Source organism: Pseudomonas sp. RHF3.3-3, assembly GCF_048069595.1.
Lineage (GTDB): Bacteria > Pseudomonadota > Gammaproteobacteria > Pseudomonadales > Pseudomonadaceae > Aquipseudomonas > Aquipseudomonas fuscovaginae_B.
Genome location: NZ_CP182250.1, coordinates 3,094,308 through 3,110,819, shown reverse-complemented (window position 1 = coordinate 3,110,819; position 16,512 = coordinate 3,094,308). Strand labels below are relative to the sequence as shown.

The window sequence follows — 16,512 nt, the reverse complement described above, 5'->3', positions numbered from 1 at the left end:
TCCCCATGGCGGCGGCAGGCCCGCTTGCAGCCAATACCCCATTCTCCTGGTACGGTGACCAGGCCAAGGCAGGGCAACATGAGCAATAACCTGGCAAGACCCGCGCTGCTGACCTTGACCGCTGCCCTCGGCCTGCTGAGTGGAGCGAGCGGTTTCGCCGCTCAAGAGAGGGACCATTCGGCGATGGGACACGGCAACATGCAGACGGATAGCGTGCCCTCGCCGGGATCGATGCCAGGCATGGATCACGGCGCCATGAATCATGGTGCCATGAATCATTCCGGCATGAACCCTGGCCCGGCTACGCCGGCGGCGACCAGCCGGACGCCGATTCCGGCCCTGACCGACGTCGACCGCCAGGCCGCCTTACCCCCATTGGGCGGGCACCAGATCCATGACAACCGGATCAACAGCTTTTTCCTGCTGGACCAGCTCGAGTACCAGGCTGCCAACGAGGGCAGCACCCTGGCCTGGGAAGCCTCGGGCTGGGTGGGCACGGACACCGACCGGCTCTGGCTTCGCTCCGAAGGCCAGCGTACCGATCGCACCACCGAGGACGCCGAGCTGCAGCTGCTGTACGGGCATTCGATCAGCCCCTGGTGGGACGCCGTCGCAGGGGTACGCCAGGATTTCAAGCCGCAATCGCCCCAGACCTGGGCGGCGTTCGGCGTCCAGGGCATGCCGCTCTATGACTTCGAAACCCAGGCCACCGCCTTCATCGGTGAAAACGGCCGGACAGCCGTTCGGCTGAAAGGCGAGTCCGACATCCTCCTGACCAATCGCCTGATCCTGCAGCCAACCGCTGAAGCCAATTTCCATGGCAAAAACGACCCGGCACGCGGCGTGGGTTCCGGCCTCTCCAATACCGAAGTCGGGCTGCGGTTACGCTATGAAGTCGTGCGCCAGTTCGCCCCCTACATCGGCGTCACCTGGAGCCGCGCCTACGGCAGGACCGCCGGCTTCATCCGCGACGAGGATGGGGACGTGGATGAGGCGCGTTTCGTTGCCGGCATCCGGATGTGGTTCTGAGCATGAACCGTGCCCGCGCCGCCGTGGCAGTGGCCGATGCCCTTCATTGTTTGTGCTGGTGCAACATGGTCTGAATCTGGTGGGTCGCCTGGCGGGTACTTTCCGCCAGTTTGCGCACCTCATCGGCCACCACGGAAAATCCACGTCCCACCTCCCCGCCCTGGCCGCCTCGATCGCCGCGTTCAGCGCCAGGAGATTGGTCTGGTCGGCAATCCCCTTGATCACCCCCACCACCGTCGCAATCTGGTCGTAGGTCGCCTGATTCTGCGTCAGCATCTGCTGATGGGCTGACTGGGCCGATCGCTCATCGCTGATGTCGCGCACCGCGCCAATCACCCGGGTCAATCGCCCCTGCTCATCGCGCACCCCGCGGCCACGCTCGCGGCACCAGATATAGCCCCGGCTCTTGTGCCGCATCCGGTACTCGAAAACATACTCGCCACTGCCGTGGAGACCGAGGATTTCGCGGTCGAAGATTGCCATCATCTTCGGCAGGTCGTCCGGATGGGTAATACCCACCTGGGCCTCCCAGCCATCGGGCAGCTCCTGGGCGGTGTACCCCAGCAGGACGCGGAACTGATTGGAAAAGCGCATGCAACTGGCCGGGTCCTGAACATCGCCGTTGACCACCGCGATGTCCCAGCAGCCCTCGGTCAGGGTCGACTGCAACAGTTCCCAGACCCTGGCCTCCAACTGATGCTGGCCAGCCCGCTGCAGGTGCTGTTGCACCTCGAGGTCGAGAGCCTGCTCCCGCTGGCGCATCGGCTCCAGTTGCCGATGCAGGGTTTCAAGCGCGTGCTCAACCTGCGCCAGACGAATGGCCTGTTGCTCGGCCAACTGCGTGGCCGCCTGCAACTGCTGTGTAAGACGCGCGTTTTCCTGCGTGGACTGCTCCAGTTGCCGGGCCTCGCCGGACCCTTGTGGCTGTTTGTGCTTCTTGAAGAACATGCGCCTGCCCTTTGTGCGTCACGTCGAAACACTGAATCTAATCGCAGGCCCAGGGTGATTACTTGTACGAGCCTGAAGCGGGTCTTGCCCATGCCTGCCAGGCAAGGGGACAGCACCCTGTCGACAAGAGGGGTTCGCCAGGCAGGTGTAAGGATCACGGTCTCGCATCGATGAAACACCGTGGTGCTTCAGGACTACAGGGGGCAGCGTGGCCCTTTGAAAAACAATGTTATCCGGGCCTGAGGGGTGTGTTGTTATCACGAACGACAGGAGGCGCGACCGAAGGTGATCACGATTGAGGCGATCATCATCACGCCAGCCAGTATGAAGGTCAGGCGCATGCCGGAAGCAATCGCCAAAGCGCTGGCGTGCGAGAACGCTTGCGTTCCGACACCGTACGAGAAAACGGCCCCCATCACGGATGCCCCGGTGATCAGGCCGACATTGCGCGACAGGCTGAGCAGTCCCGACACGGTGCCGCGCCGATCCTGGGGCACGTCTGCCAGCGTGGTGGTGTTGTTGGCCGCCTGAAAGAGCTGGTAGCCCGGCGTCAGGACGATAATGGAAATCAGGTAGCCCGCAACGCCGATCATGTTCGGCAAAAACGCGAGCAAGAGAGCGCCCGCCGCCAACAGGGCCAGTCCCAGGGCCAGTGCACGGTCACTGCCCCAGGTATCAACGAGCCGTCCCGAGGGAACCCCGCTGAAGATGGAAATCACCGGTCCCATGGCCATGACAAAACCGACCTGCGCCGCCTTCAGGCCCAGACCGACGCCCAGAAAGAAGGGCCCCACCACCAGCGTCGTCATCATGACAGCGGCCACCAGGCCGTTGACAAGCAGGTTGGGCACCAGGCGCCAGCCCAGCACCGACCACACGCTTGCAGAAGGTGTCGTGCCCTCGCCGGTGCCGCCCGGCAGCGTCACGGCAGCCAGGATCAAGGCGACAAACGCCAGCGGGAACTGGACCCAGAAGATCCCGCGCCATCCCGTCACCTCGATCAAGAGCCCGCCCAATGAGGGGCCCAGGGCTGTTCCGAGTGCCGAGACGGTACCGAGCAGGCCCATCGCACGCCCCATACGCGCCTCACTGGCCGTCTGGCGCATCAACGCCATGGCCAGCGTCATCAGGAAGGCGGCGCCGATACCCTGGAGCGCCCTCGCACCGATCAGCAGCCACAGGTTGGGCGCAACGCCGCACAGCCCCGAGGCAACGCCGAATATCGCCAGTCCAGCCATGAGCATCGGTTTCAGCCCGAAGCTGTCGCCGAGCCGGCCAGCGATCAGGACCGCGATCGTCAGGGTCGCCAGGTAGGCGACGACCACCGACTGCACCTGGGCGAACGGTGCCGAAAACGCCTCGGCCAGCGTGGGCAGCGCGATATTGGCAATGCTGGTGCCGAGCGAGGTCAGCAGCATCGACAATGCCAGCGTGAACGTGATGCCTGCTTGTGTTCTCTTCGATACGAGCGATTGCGCCCATTTCATCACCTTGCCCCCTTTCCAGAATTTCAGACTCAAAGTAGTTTGCAACTTCAAGTCAACTTGAGGTCAAGCATGAAACTTCTGGATATTGGCGAGGTGTCGGCGAAGAGCGGGATCAGGCCCTCGGCGCTGCGCTACTACGAGGAAGCCGGGTTGATCGCGTCCATCGCACGGCATGGGCTGCGCAGGCAGTTTTCGCCCGAGGTGCTGTTGCAGCTCAAGCTGATTTCGATGGGTAAATCAGCGGGTTTCTCGCTTGGGGAGATTGCCGGCATGTTCGGCAGGGATGGCCTGCCGGACCTGTCACGCCCCTTGCTCCATCACAAGGCTGACGAGATTGACCGCCAGATCCGCGAGCTGACGGCCCTGCGCGACACCCTTCGCCACGTTGCCGACTGCCCTGCGCCATCCCACCTGGAATGCCCCACTTTTCGGCGACTGGTAGAGATGGCCGGCAAGCGCGACATCAAGCAGGCAAAGAAGAAATCACCCGCCTTCAAGGCCAACCGGTGACCCTGGAAGCGGGCCCGCTCAAGGCGTCACACCGGTCTCGCCAGCCAGGCCACGAGGTCCTCGGGCGGCATGGGCTTGGCGTAGTAATACCCCTGCCCCTGATCACATCCCCAGCCACGCAGGAGATGATGGTGTAAATCCGTTTCTATACCTTCCGCCACGACCGTGAGACTCAAGTCGCGCAGAAGGCTGATCAGGCCTCGAACAATGTGCCACTCATTGTTCCCCGGCTGCAGGTTGGCCAGCAGCGAACGGTCGAGCTTCACACTGGTGGCGGGGATTCTGCGCAGATACACCCAGTTGCTGTAGCCACTGCCAAAATCGTCGATGCCAATCGCCACACCCAGGTCTCGGAAGCGTTGCAGTTGCTGGTGGACCATATCGAAGTCGGTCACGAGTGCGCTCTCGGTGAACTCGAGTTCTATATGGCGAGCGTCCAGGCGGTATTCGCTCAACGCGCGGGTCAAGTCCTCGAACAGGTGGCCGTCACCCAGATCCAGCGCAGAGATGTTCAGCGATACCGACAGCTGCAGCCCTTGAGCCTGCCATTGGGCCAGTTGCTCGCAGACACGCCGGACCACCAGGCGTGTGATGCCACGAATCGATGCGGTCGTTTCAGCCAAGGGGATGAATTCCGCAGGGCTGATCGGACCCAAGGTGGGATGGGTCCAGCGCAGAAGTGCCTCGACTGCCACACAGCGATTATTGGCCAGGCCGACCCTGGGCTGGTAGACGAGGCGCAATTGATCCGAAGCGATAAGCGCCGCCTCGAGGTCGTTGAGCAATGTGGTGCTGCGACGCAGGCTGGCATCCACCACAGGGTCATAACCCAGCCAGCGATGTTCGCTTTGACGTGCGGCGTCGGTCATGCTGGCCATCAGGCGCAGGCTGTCGAGTGAGGCATCGACCTCTACGCCCAGTTCCAGAACACTGATAGCCACGTCCGCGAACACCGGCACGTTGCCACAGTGCAGCGGCCTGCTCAGCGCCAGGACGATTTTATTGAGTTGTTCGGACAAGGCCATCGCCTCGCAAGGCTCGACCAGGGTCAGGAAGCTCAGGGTACTGACCCGATACAAACGTGCGGATGCAGGCAGCACCTCCAACAGGACTTCCTTGACCGCGAGCATGAAATCGGTGAAAAACTCCACACCCAGAGCCTTCACCTGTCTGTCCATGCCAGATGCCGAAATCGGCTCGATCAATACAGCCAGTTGGCCGGCAAATGCATCGGCGTCATGAAGGTCAGCCTCGAAGCGCCGCCGATTGGGCAACCCGGTGATCGGGTCGTAAAAATGTTGCTGGTGGATGGACTGCAGTCGCGACACCACAATCTGCGCGGCATTGCGCAGCAGCTCCTGATCGCGCTCGTTCAGAGCCGCTCGCGTCTTCCGGTCGATGATGCACAGGCGGCCTACACTCACACCGGGCCTGACCATCAGGGCAGCCCCGGCGTAGTAGCGGATGTACGGGTCCCCCGTCACCAACGGATTATCGACAGTACGGGAATCTGTCTGTGCATCGCAGATTTCCAGCACCGTCTCCTGCCCCAGGCAGTGAGCACAGATGGACAGCTCCTTCGGCGTACGCTCCAGGGCCATACCTATCCGTGCCTTGAATATCTGATAGTCGCGATCAATGATGCTGACCAATGCGATCGGCACATTGAAATAAGCGCAGAGCATGGATACGACGCTGTTCAGCACAGGGTCCGAGCCGCTTGAAAGCTCGGACGTCAAACGGTCGACCTCGACCAGACGCAAGCGTTCATCCTGCTCGATTGTCGTATTGTCCATGGTAACTCCAGTTGCAGTGTGAAAGGCGCATGCCCTTAAGAGTGGCACATTGCCGGTTTGTTCATCCTTGAGGGCTCCGCAAGATGGAACCTCATGCTCCTTCAAAGGAACTAATGCCAGACCGTTACTGACGGGGAAAGCCTCCAGGCAGCGCCCTAGACGCTTGCCAGCTATGATGATGGCCAGAAACCTCAACACCGGAGTCATTCTTGTCCAGTTTTTTTAGACGGGCCGCCAACGTTCTTCAACGTTTGGAACGAATTCATCTCAAGCGCCCGACACGCTACCTGGGGGCTGTGCTGGTGGTTGCGTTGTGCTGTGTTGTGCGTGCACAGATGTCAGCCACGGCGCTCCCTTATCTATTCTTCATACCCGGCTTGATGCTCATCGGCTTCTGGTTTGGTGTAGGACCCTCCGTACTGGGATGCGTCCTGGCAGTGCTCGCGGCACAATATTTCTTCATAGGACCGATCGGTTTTGAAGACGACCCGACGACGTGGCTCAACAGCCTGAATTTCGGATTGGTCACCTTGGGCATAGCCATCGTCTGCGCCCTGTTGCGACGCAGCCTCAGAGCACTGGACAAGGTCAATAAAAACCTTGAAGGCGAAGTGCAACGGCGCACGGATGAGCGCGATGGTATCTGGAAGGCGTCTCCCGACCTCATCTGCACACTGTCCGAGAGCGGTGAAGTGCTGGCGATGAACCCCGCCTGGCAGGTCGAAACCGGCTGGAGCGAGCAACAGCTCAGGGAAGGCGCGTTTTCCAGTCTGATTTCACCGGCACAGTTATCGGACGCCTTGCGCAGTCTCGGTGATCGCCCCATAGCGGAACTCGATACCCAGAGTGTGCGCAGCAATGGCCAGCCCCTGCTCCTGAACTGGAGAATCGCGGAGCGTGCAGGCCTCTATTTTGCTATCGCACGGGACATCACCCTCTACCGTGAGCGACAGCAGGCACTGGAACGGGTCAGCACCCAGTTGCAGCAGAGTCAAAAAATGGAATCGCTCGGACAATTGACGAGGGGGCTGGCGCACGACTTCAACAACCTGCTCACCATCATCAATGGTACCCAGGAGATGATCCAGCAGCGCCTCCTCCAGGGGCGATTCGGTGAAGTCGAGCGCTATGTCACGCTGGCCAGAGACGCCACCCACAGGGCCAGTTCACTGACACATCGGCTGCTGGCTTACGCCAGGAAGCAACCCTTGGCGAGTGAAACGGTCGACCTCGCCCTGCTCATGGAGGGCATGAAAGAGCTGATTGCCAGAACGCTGACACCGCAGATTGAATTCCAGTTGCTGACAGCTTCAGACTCAGCCCTGTGCTACTGCGATGCCCATCAATTCGAAAATGCCCTGTTGAACCTGTGCATCAACGCACGCGATGCCATGCCCAACGGCGGTTGCCTGACCGTCGAGGTGCTCAGGCTGACTCTGGACACTCCCCCGCCGGGTTCCGATCTGCACAGGGGTGACTATGTGCAGATACGGGTCACGGACACCGGCCAGGGCATGCCGGCCAGTTTGGCCGAGCATGCGTTCGAGCCGTTTTTCACCACCAAACCGCTGGGTTCGGGTTCCGGCCTGGGACTCTCGGTGGTGCAGGACTTCATACGTCAGGCATCCGGGCATGCGCAAATCGAATCAGTGTTGGGTGAAGGCACCTCGGTCAGCCTGTTCTTGCCGGTATACAGCGGCGTGATGCCGGCTGCGAAAGATACCCCCGTCGACAGGATCGATAGGGCCGGACAGACGAACCTGGGCTCGGCGCTGGTCCTCGACGATGAGGCCGCCATACGCGAACTGGTCGGAGAGGCATTGCAGGACATGGGCTACCAGGTGGTCGAAGCGAGTACACCCAGTCAGGCTCTACAGCAGATCAATGAGCTACAGAATCTGCAGTTGATTGTGACGGACATCATATTGCCCGGTAACGTGAATGGCCACGACGTCGCCAAGGCTGCATGGGCAATGCGACCCGCCCTCAAGATTCTGTTCATATCAGGTTTCGTCGATGCCACCACCCGTATTCACGAACAGCAGGGCAAGGCCAAGCTGCTGGTAAAGCCCTTTACCATTCAGGAGTTCAAGACAGGCGTTGAACGACTGCTCAGTTAGCCCGACGGCTTCGTCGGGGGGATCATCGATTCACCTGCAAGCCAGGAAACTAGCTAGCCATACTATTACCACGACGCCGAACGATTAAACTTTCTGTGAAATCTTCATGGCTTGGATGAGAGCCATGGGGAGCCCTTTCAAAAACGTCTTGTTCCAACACCTTGTTCATAAAGATAACGGCAAGCGTGCCGATACTCCAAAAGCACTCCAGTCACTGCACGCTGTTTTTGACGATGAGCAAGGAACACAAAATGATGTCTACTCGTCAGAACGCACTCAAAGCAGCAGACGTCATCCTGTGCGGATTGGTGTGCCTGGCAGGGCTGGCCATCACCTTTCTGGTACTGGCTCTGTTCGAAAGGTCAGAGCAGCGTACCGTTAGCGTTGCTTTTCAGCTGGAGGTCGACGAGAGATTCAGTCGCCTGCAACGACGCTTTAATACCCAGGTCCTGAAACTGGACGTTGTGAGGCGTTTCTTTATCAACGCCGACGATGTCACTGAAAGGGAGTTTTTGGGATTCGTCACGCCCCTGGTCGGAGAGGACGAATCCTGTGGCTGGGTACCGAGGATTCTCGAGAAGGACCTCCAGGCTTTTCGCGCCAAGGCGCTTGGTAACGGCACCAGTGATTTTTCATATCATGAAATGAATCCCGTCACCGGCGAGAGAGCCCCCCTCACCCACCGGCCGGAACACCTGATATTGCTCTACTTATTGAAGCGCGATGACGTAACGATCATGCCCGGCATGGATGTTCTGGCTCGCCCGGGCCGCCAGGCCTTGATGAGCAAGGCACGAGAAACACGTCAAATAGCCGTGTCGGAACCGTTGGAAATGACCAATGGGCAGTCGGGAATTTTCTTTGTCGCACCTGTCTTCCGCGAGTCCCGCAAGGCTTCCTTGAACGATGATGATTTGCAGGGATTCGTTGTCTCCACCGTGCGCTTGGCTTCTTTGATGGAACAAGGGATTCCATTGCCAAGTCTGCAACGACTGAACGTGACGCTTTCATTGAGCGACACGCAGCATCAAGGGGAAACCATTTATCACAGCTCGACCCCTGCTGCCCCTTCAGGGCTGTACGCGCAGCGGCTGCTGAAAGTAGCCGACCAGAATTACCTGATCCAGTTCAGACCCAGCTCGACCTTTCTGCTCAGCAACAGCTACGCCCTGTCCACCAACCTGATTATCGTGTTCGGAGCAGGGTTGACACTGCTGCTGACCTCGATGGTGTACATGCTGATCACGCAGCGCGCCCGTGCGCTCTCGCTGGTTGATGAACGCACACAAGACTTGCGTCTGTTGAATATCACCGACCACCTGACCGGCGTCTATAACCGCCGATACTTCGAAGAATTGATGGAAAGCCTGCTCGTCGAGGCTACCGTGCACTACCGCCCTCTGTCGCTGATCATGTTTGACGTCGATCACTTCAAACAGATCAACGACCGCTACGGCCATCAGTGGGGTGATAACGTTCTGAAATCGTTGTGCACACGGATACGTTCGGCCACACGCAAAACCGATCTGTTGTGCAGAACGGGCGGAGAAGAGTTTGCATTGATCTGCCCGGATACCGAACTGGACGATACGAGACTGCTGGCAGAAAAGCTTCGAGCTCTGATAAGCAACCTGCCGTTTGACGATATTGGACAGGTGACTTGTAGCTTCGGCGTTGCGACGTGGACTCCATCAGAATCGTTTGACGCCTTCGTCCGGCGTGCCGATACCGCGATGTACAGAGCCAAATCAAGTGGTAGAGATCAAGTCCAGCTTGCCGAGGTGTAGCAGAGCGGCTGCCGGGGTCCAACACCACCAAGCAGCACGCCGGAAGATCATCTTCACCAACAGCCCGCCCACCGAGGGGACTATTGCGGCTTTTCCCGACGATAAGGTGAGGCTTCACCCGTACTAGGCCCATCGTGTCCCCGCCACATCCCATGACAGCGCCTGCTGCTCTCTCACGTGACTCCAGGTGCCGTGGTCCAGGCGGTACATGACCATCGTCTTGAGGATCCGCTTATTGAACCCTTCGTACTCGATCAGCGTGACCAGCAGCGGAACGTCGGCTTCCCAATATTGCTCAATGTAAGCCAGCTGTTTTTCGAGGGTACCCGTGGGCGCATAGCTGAACAGAAAACAGAACTGGGGACGCTCCTTGAGGGCTGCATCAGAGATGCTTTTTTGGCTCGTTGATCTCGTTTTCAAGGGGACTCTCCCACTCCCACTCGGCAAAGACCACCGCGCTTTTCTGCGCGTCGCGGATCACCGCATCGGTACGGCCACTGGACTCAAAATGAGCGTAGTACCCCATCAGGTCGGCGACCCGGCGTACGGTGTAGCCGGTATGGATGTTCCAATCCGAAGTCGAGCCCCAGTCCCGACTGTAGCCATCCAGGGGGAAGTCGCGGTACCAGCAATAGGCAAACAGCGTCGAGAAATCGTTGAGCAGGTCCGTCTTCATGTTTCATATCCTTTTGGCCCAGTGAAATGCTGAGCCCTTGATAAAACCCCCAACCTCGCTTTTTTGCGCCTTTGGGCCCCGCTGCGCAGGTATGATACGCGCCCGAAGCCGTCCGCTGGAGGCGGTGTGTTTGAGCACAGGAAGTCCCATGAAAAAAATGCTGTTCGGTGTGTGTCTGCTCTCACTGGCCGGTTGCGTCAGCTCGCCCGATACCACCTTCACCCAGGCCACCCCAGGCTGCAAGTCGTCCACCACTGAGGTCAACGGAAAACCGGTCACCACGCAGTTCTGCATCAAGTCCATCGCCTTCAAACCCTCGCAATACCGAGTGGCTGTCAACGACCAGGTGCTGTTCACCGGTACGGATTACCAACGCGTAGCCTTCACCAAAACCATCAAGGAAGGCCCGGCCAAAGGGGGGTGCGATGAGCTGATGCAATTGCAGGGCTCAGGTTCCAAGCCGGTACTCTTGAACCAGTTGCCCGCCGAATTGGTGGCCGGTTGCCGGATTACCGCCGACGCGGCCGGAAATGCCCAGGCCTTCAGCAAAGACGCCGCTTGCGACAAGGTGTTCTACAAGTCGCTGGTGTCGTTGTTGGGGAAAGTGACGCCGGTTGAAGTGGCCCGCCAATGCACCGTGGCGGTCGGTGAGCAAAAAGTGTTTGACCAGCGTTTCGATTTTTAGAGAACGCAGCTGGAGCGGAGGAATGGATAGCGTTCCTCTGCTCTGGCCGTCAGTCGGGAATGCAGCTGCCGCTCGGCTGCGCGGGGCCTATAAGGCGCTTTCGAAGCGCTCCTTGATGCCCGCCACAATGGCAGGAATGTTGAAATCGTGGGGCGCCGCAGTGGCCCGTGGCGAAATACCTTTCAGTTTTCGATCAATGCTGCTCAGGCGAGACAAGAGCGAGCCACTGATGGCTGCGTACTTGGCCAGCAGGAGCAGATAGTCGTCAGCGGTAGGGTTGAGGGCGTCGACCGCCCCAGCAATTTTCATTATCTGCTGGAGCGTAAACTGTCGCTGGTCCTGATAGGTCTGCAGGTCATTGACCCGGTTCAGGGCCCGGCCCTCCCTGAGAGAGAACCGGATATCAAACAAAAAGTGGGTCTGAACAATCGGCTCGTTATTGAAGAAGTCCTTACGACCGCATGCGCTCTCCAGCACGGTCATAAACAAGGTGATGCCGGGTGCCAGTGTCCTCTTATCCGCCTTGATGGTAACAAGGTCCTCGGTTGGCGAGCCGGAACGGGTCAATAACCCCTGTACGGTGTCGAATGCAGCATTGGAGATCAATACGTCAAGATTGCTCATTTCCCCAAGCACGTAGCTCGTCTCGCTGGCAAACGGTCCCCAGAGTACGCCGACCGGGGGCGGAGCACCAAAAAGGGTCTTGCAGCAGGCATCGATCATCTGCTCGACCGACTCAAGCGACCACTCACTGACCAAGGTCAGGTGCCGAAAGTCGCCCGACATGAGGGAGGTGTCGTCGCCATATGAGCGGTAATGGGCTTCGATCCTTTGCTTGAGCTCGGCGGCTTGGCCGTCAAGGCGCCTATACAACTCATTAAAGGATTGATCGATGTAAACCTGGAATCGGGCGTTCAATTTGAGCAGCTGTTCGACACTTCTCGACTGTCCCATACATCGCTCCTGGTGTGAGTGGATATCAGCCCGTGCTGCGCACCTCAGCTTCTGGTCCTTGGGCACCCAGCACAGGCGACGGCCAGAGCATAAGCCGGGGTTCCCGGATTGCCTATGGCTATCTGCCAGCTAACCCCTGGCGTATGACCCTGAGGGCACCCTGAACGCACTCAGTCCCTCGCCATTGGCGACAGAGGCGCCCTTCTAGCCCTACACGATGCCCACTCCACCATGACACTCTGCGAAGGCGACACCATCAGGCTCATCACCGTTGATCTGGCCGAGATCACCTATAGGGATTGGCTGAGTTTCAGGGAGGCAGCGCCGGGAGACATTGCCCAAGTCCTGCACCTGTATGACAGCCCCTCCGGCAGATCTCTGCAATTGGTCTGCGGGCCTCCACCCGGTAACTTCGAGTGGGGTGCTACGTTCAAGGAGCAAGGGTTCACCTTTGAGGTCGTGTCCAGGAAGGTCGATGAAATATAGCCGTATCTCACGACCCCGGCGCAGCTTCAAGGTAAATGATCGCTGGCGCAGCTGCGAATGGACTGGATGCTGGAGAAGCAGACCGCCAGTGCCAGCAACTGACCGCGCTGTGTAGAAAAACGGGAAGCCAGGCTTCCTGCTTAACCATATGAAGGCACGCGGCGACAACCGAGCCTCACCGCAGCCTCAGGTCATTTGGCGCTGAAGTCGAAGCGCCAAAGACCGTGATCGCGGGTGAGAGTGACATCCACCTCTGTAGCAGTTACAGGCAAGACGTACTGGGTCATATCAGAGATGTTCTGAACGATGAACCAGCTCGATGGCTTCCCGCTTGAACCCGGGGCTGTATTTCTTGCGCTTCATGAACACTCCTTCAGCTCGGTGTGAGCTTACTCGAAAGTGTCCGTGTTAGTGGGGTAGAACCCAGGCAAGCCTACAAAGCTTTGCAGGTCCACCGTTTCTGCGGCCAAGCTGATTACTGATCCGATCGTGGAACAGGCCATGATGTCGCTGACCGCGATAGTCAACCGCGCTCACAGTATTCTGCACCCGTCCGATGAGGATCACGCCAAACGCATTCTGCGAATCCTGCGTTCGCGCAATCACCAAGAACCGGCTCAAAACATCAAGCTCTGGGCAATCCAGAATGGCTGGTTACCCAAGGCAGCTGAACGTTTGGAAGCCCTGGCCGAAAAGACGTTCGCGTTGCGGTCAAAGCCAAAATTCGATACCCCAGAACATGCCAAGCAAAGCTACCAGCGTTGGACGGACGCAGCTAAGTCTTAGCAGCACGACCAAGCGGGAGGGCTACTAAAAATGCCTTACTAAACATCCCCGGCGCCATCTCAGTCAACGCAAGAAGATCCCTCTCGCCTTCGAGATAGCCGCCTGTCACACCTTGCAGATGGCTCTCGTAGGTGTTGGCATTTCGCAAACCCACTCCTTCCACACACTGAACCAGCACCCGAGCGGTGCATTTCTGGCGCAATATCATGGGGGGCGCAAGCATGGAACAATCACGCAGGTTGAACACAGGCAAACGGTAATATTTGGTATCAACTAATCACAACTTCAAACAATCCCCGCCTGATTTTTTTAGTGTCCAGCGAAACGCTGCTGCATGATCGGCAAGTGAACTCAACCTGGTCGACACGCTGTTGTCGCTTCCCCTGAACACGGATGTCAAATGAACACCCACACCAACTTTTTCTTTGGAAAGCACGCCCTTGGCGAACTCTATGACGTTGCCCTGGACAAACTCAACGACATCGACGGCCTGACACAATTGCTCTGCAATGCAGCAGCCAAGGCCGGTGCAACAGTCTGTGGCACCCTGACCAAACGTTTCGAACCTCAAGGCGCAACGATTCTGGTGCTACTGGAGGAATCGCACGCCTCCTTCCACACCTATCCAGAACATGGTGCATTGTTTCTCGACATCTTTACTTGTGGAACAAGCTGCGACCCCACCAAGGCCTTCGATTTCATTCGTGAGCATTTGCAGTGTGGCGAATCGGCGATGAAGGTCGTGGAGCGCGGTGCAATCTGATAAGAATGCCGCCCGGTTTTCCCCAGGCGGCAGGCGTTGCTTGAGCAGGTAACCGGTGTCACTCGACCGACAGGGATTGACGCTGGCTGAGTCCATAGTTGGATAGGCGCAAATAGCGTTCATTGAGGTTCATGAACGGCCGAATCAGCGGGGCGATGATGAGCAGAAATGCAATCGTACCAATACCGAAAGGCCCGCCCAATACCCACCCAGCCAGGAAGATGGAGATCTCCAGAACCATTTTGGAAAAGGTGAAGGACCAGCCCACCTTGCGCATGATGGTGATCACCATCAGATCGATGACACGAATACCAATCCCGCTCATGATAATCAGCGCAGAAGCATAGGCGCACAACGCCAGGCCGATGGCGAGCATCACATAGGAAGTGAACCTGGCGCTCAGCAGGTCATCGATCTCCAGCAGCAGCCATAAGTCGATGAACAGACCGGTCAGCGTGGTGGTGACAAACGGACTGATGGGAGGCCATCGCTTGTTCCACAGGGCCCACCAGGCCAGCATGGCGATGGAAAAAATCGCGGAACAGGCACCCAATCCCAAATTCAACTTACCGTTCAAACCAATAACGAACACGTCTAGCGGGTCAGTCCCCAGATGGCTGGTGATGAAGAACAACGCCCCCAACGAAAATACCACCACCCCTCCCAGGTACATGCTCAGCCGATCCACCGCCGACCAGGCCCTGGCACTTTCAATCAATACCCGTCGAACGGTGCCGTTACGATCACTTCTGTTTCTCATTCCAAGTACGCTCCTTCGTTGAAACTTTCGGTTGTCCAAGGCCATCCCCTCAGCGTGTGCTCATGGAGATGAAGCTCAACCCGTTGCCGACATGGCGGATGGTTGCCTTGCTGTTGCCCTGGCCGCCTTCACAGATTTCGTTCTGTACTTCATGGCTGGCCTCGGCCAGGTACAGTCCTCCCAACAGGGAAGCCTCGGTACCCTGGGGGGACTGCATGACCAACGGGGCAGTCAGAGACGGCTTGAGATAGCCGGGCTCGCGCAGCAGAACGCTGACCATCTGCGGCATTTCAGGAAAACGCCCCAGCAGACCGCCGCCGAGGCAGACGACCTCGACTCGGAACAGCTCGACCAGGTTGGCCACAGTCAGTGCCAGCGCCTGAACGGCCCGCAAACGCCAATGGCTGAGCGCGGCCTCGTCAGAGAACCCCATCGAAGCGACAAACTTGTCCAGTGAGCGAAACGAGGCGTAAGCCTGCAGGCAACCGCTGCGGCCACAACTGCACAAAGCCCCTCCTGGCCAGACAAGCAGATGCCCCAGCTCCCGATTGGGCAGGATGCGTCCCTGGTAGACCACGCCACCGCCCACACCGGTACCCAGCGACAGATGCAGCAGGTTCGAGGCCCGCATGACCGTGGCATCACCGTAGGTCGCAGCGGTACCATCATCACACCAGATCACCCGATCGACGCCGGCGACACGAAAGACATGTGCCAAGGCGACCCCCTCCCAGTCGGGCCGATTGGGCCAGCGGATGATGGTGCCGTCGGCGTTGAGCGTCGGAGCGCTGGCGATGACCAGGCTACTGATCGGACCATGGAGCAGGATCTGCGATTCGATCAGTGCCTTCACCTGGTCCAGGATGACCTGAGGATGAAGACCGGAGGGAATCTCGATACGCTCACGCTGCATGATCCGTCCCGAGAAACTGAAGCACAGGGCGATCTTGCTACCACCCAGATCTACGCTTGCGCAATGCATCAGAAGCGCCCTCCACCGTCGACGGCAATCACCGCCCCGTTGATGTAGGAGGCCTCCGCACCGAGCAGAAAGGCGACCACCCCGGCCACCTCGGCTGGCTGCCCCAAACGACGCAAGCCGATGTGCCGACAGATCTCGCTGGCTTCGGTTTCGCTGTAGTGAGTCAAGGGGCCGGCGATCGCACCAGGGGCAACTACATTGACCGTGATGCCCTGTTCGCCTACTTCGAAAGCCAACGAACGAGCATAGGCATGCAGTGCACCCTTGGTTGAGGCATACAGGCTTTGGCCCGGCATTCCGGTCTCACCAGCACGCGATCCGATCAGCACCACCCGCCCCTGGCGCCGCTGTAGCATTGGGCGCATGAATTGACGCAACAAACGCGTGACGCTCTCGAAATTGAGCGAAAACAGCCGTTCGCTGTCCGACGGGCTACTGAATAGGGCCGATTTGCGCAACAGATTCGCCGCACAACAAACCACCGAGTGAATGACCAGCCCCCTGTCAGAGCAGATCGACATCAATCGCGTTGTCTCCTGCGCATTCGTCAGGTCGCAGGCCAAAATGATCAAGCGACCTGGCCACTCCCGTGTCCGCTCGAGCAGAGCCTGCAACGGTTGTTCATTGCGGTGAAACAGCGCAACCACGGTGACGCCCAGGCTGAGCAACTTTTCGCATATGGCAAGGCCCAGCGTACCGGATGCCCCTGTCACGAGGCATGCCTGTCTATTTGATTCCTGCAT

General features: G+C 58.8%; 15 protein-coding genes and 2 pseudogenes. 7 read left to right on the top strand and 10 right to left on the bottom strand.

Annotated elements, in window-relative coordinates; translation table 11 throughout:
- The first annotated feature begins 78 nt into the window (after positions 1-78).
- A complete protein-coding gene (locus ACMGT0_RS14305; protein ID WP_416773128.1) occupies positions 79-1,029 on the top strand; it encodes a copper resistance protein B in 951 nt (316 codons plus the stop codon).
- Between the two features lie 46 nt (positions 1,030-1,075).
- Here the strand turns inward: ACMGT0_RS14305 and ACMGT0_RS14300 are convergent.
- The 3 genes and pseudogenes from ACMGT0_RS14300 to ACMGT0_RS14290 form a co-directional block, all read right to left on the bottom strand.
- Positions 1,076-1,353, bottom strand: a pseudogene (locus tag ACMGT0_RS14300) (methyl-accepting chemotaxis protein); the annotation flags it as partial.
- 24 nt (positions 1,354-1,377) lie between these two features.
- A pseudogene (locus tag ACMGT0_RS14295) lies at positions 1,378-1,623 on the bottom strand (PAS domain-containing protein); the annotation flags it as partial.
- Positions 1,624-2,234: 611 nt separating this feature from the next.
- Positions 2,235-3,464 (bottom strand): MFS transporter, encoded by a 1,230-nt coding sequence (locus ACMGT0_RS14290; protein ID WP_416773126.1) that lies wholly within the window; start codon positions 3,462-3,464, stop codon positions 2,235-2,237.
- A gap of 69 nt (positions 3,465-3,533) precedes the next feature.
- Between ACMGT0_RS14290 and ACMGT0_RS14285 the strand changes: the two genes are divergently transcribed.
- Positions 3,534-3,974, top strand: a complete 441-nt coding sequence (locus tag ACMGT0_RS14285; protein WP_054062396.1) for a helix-turn-helix domain-containing protein — start codon at positions 3,534-3,536, stop codon at positions 3,972-3,974.
- A gap of 26 nt (positions 3,975-4,000) precedes the next feature.
- Here ACMGT0_RS14285 and ACMGT0_RS14280 read toward each other — a convergent pair whose 3' ends face one another.
- Complete coding sequence (locus ACMGT0_RS14280; protein ID WP_054062397.1) at positions 4,001-5,770, bottom strand: GGDEF and EAL domain-containing protein; 1,770 nt, start codon at positions 5,768-5,770, stop codon at positions 4,001-4,003.
- Between the two features lie 209 nt (positions 5,771-5,979).
- On the opposite strand from ACMGT0_RS14280, the gene ACMGT0_RS14275 reads away from it, so the two are divergent.
- Entirely contained in the window at positions 5,980-7,890 is a 1,911-nt protein-coding gene (locus ACMGT0_RS14275) for an ATP-binding protein (protein WP_416773123.1), read from the top strand.
- A 254-nt stretch (positions 7,891-8,144) separates the two neighbouring features.
- Positions 8,145-9,677, top strand: coding sequence for a diguanylate cyclase (locus tag ACMGT0_RS14270; protein ID WP_416773121.1), 1,533 nt, complete (start codon positions 8,145-8,147; stop codon positions 9,675-9,677).
- Positions 9,678-9,800: 123 nt separating this feature from the next.
- On the opposite strand, the gene ACMGT0_RS14265 is transcribed toward ACMGT0_RS14270, so the two are convergent.
- Together ACMGT0_RS14265 and ACMGT0_RS14260 are read right to left on the bottom strand one after the other, a co-directional pair.
- On the bottom strand, positions 9,801-10,097 hold the full coding sequence (locus tag ACMGT0_RS14265; RefSeq protein WP_416773119.1) for a hypothetical protein: 297 nt from the start codon (positions 10,095-10,097) through the stop codon (positions 9,801-9,803).
- A complete protein-coding gene (locus ACMGT0_RS14260; RefSeq protein WP_416773117.1) occupies positions 10,060-10,353 on the bottom strand; it encodes a hypothetical protein in 294 nt (97 codons plus the stop codon). The genes ACMGT0_RS14265 and ACMGT0_RS14260 overlap by 38 nt, the downstream gene beginning before the upstream one ends.
- Positions 10,354-10,501: 148 nt before the next feature.
- On the opposite strand from ACMGT0_RS14260, the gene ACMGT0_RS14255 reads away from it, so the two are divergent.
- Entirely contained in the window at positions 10,502-11,038 is a 537-nt protein-coding gene (locus tag ACMGT0_RS14255; protein WP_054062402.1) for a hypothetical protein, read from the top strand.
- A gap of 87 nt (positions 11,039-11,125) precedes the next feature.
- Here the strand turns inward: ACMGT0_RS14255 and ACMGT0_RS14250 are convergent, their stop codons facing one another.
- Positions 11,126-11,992 (bottom strand): hypothetical protein, encoded by an 867-nt coding sequence (locus ACMGT0_RS14250; protein ID WP_416773116.1) that lies wholly within the window; start codon positions 11,990-11,992, stop codon positions 11,126-11,128.
- Between the two features lie 987 nt (positions 11,993-12,979).
- Between ACMGT0_RS14250 and ACMGT0_RS14245 the strand changes: the two genes are divergently transcribed.
- Together ACMGT0_RS14245 and speD are read left to right on the top strand one after the other, a co-directional pair.
- A complete protein-coding gene (locus tag ACMGT0_RS14245; protein ID WP_192842750.1) occupies positions 12,980-13,264 on the top strand; it encodes a hypothetical protein in 285 nt (94 codons plus the stop codon).
- Positions 13,265-13,664: 400 nt separating this feature from the next.
- A complete protein-coding gene (gene speD, locus ACMGT0_RS14240; protein WP_054059646.1) occupies positions 13,665-14,027 on the top strand; it encodes an adenosylmethionine decarboxylase in 363 nt (120 codons plus the stop codon).
- Positions 14,028-14,085: 58 nt separating this feature from the next.
- Here the strand turns inward: speD and ACMGT0_RS14235 are convergent, their stop codons facing one another.
- From ACMGT0_RS14235 to ACMGT0_RS14225, 3 genes are read right to left on the bottom strand one after another with little or no spacing between them, the layout of a single operon-like run.
- On the bottom strand, positions 14,086-14,787 hold the full coding sequence (locus ACMGT0_RS14235; RefSeq protein ID WP_054059645.1) for a YczE/YyaS/YitT family protein: 702 nt from the start codon (positions 14,785-14,787) through the stop codon (positions 14,086-14,088).
- A gap of 49 nt (positions 14,788-14,836) precedes the next feature.
- Positions 14,837-15,769, bottom strand: a complete 933-nt coding sequence (locus tag ACMGT0_RS14230; RefSeq protein ID WP_054059644.1) for an ROK family protein — start codon at positions 15,767-15,769, stop codon at positions 14,837-14,839.
- On the bottom strand, positions 15,769-16,512 hold the full coding sequence (locus tag ACMGT0_RS14225) for an SDR family NAD(P)-dependent oxidoreductase (RefSeq protein ID WP_416773113.1): 744 nt from the start codon (positions 16,510-16,512) through the stop codon (positions 15,769-15,771). The genes ACMGT0_RS14230 and ACMGT0_RS14225 overlap by 1 nt, the downstream gene beginning before the upstream one ends.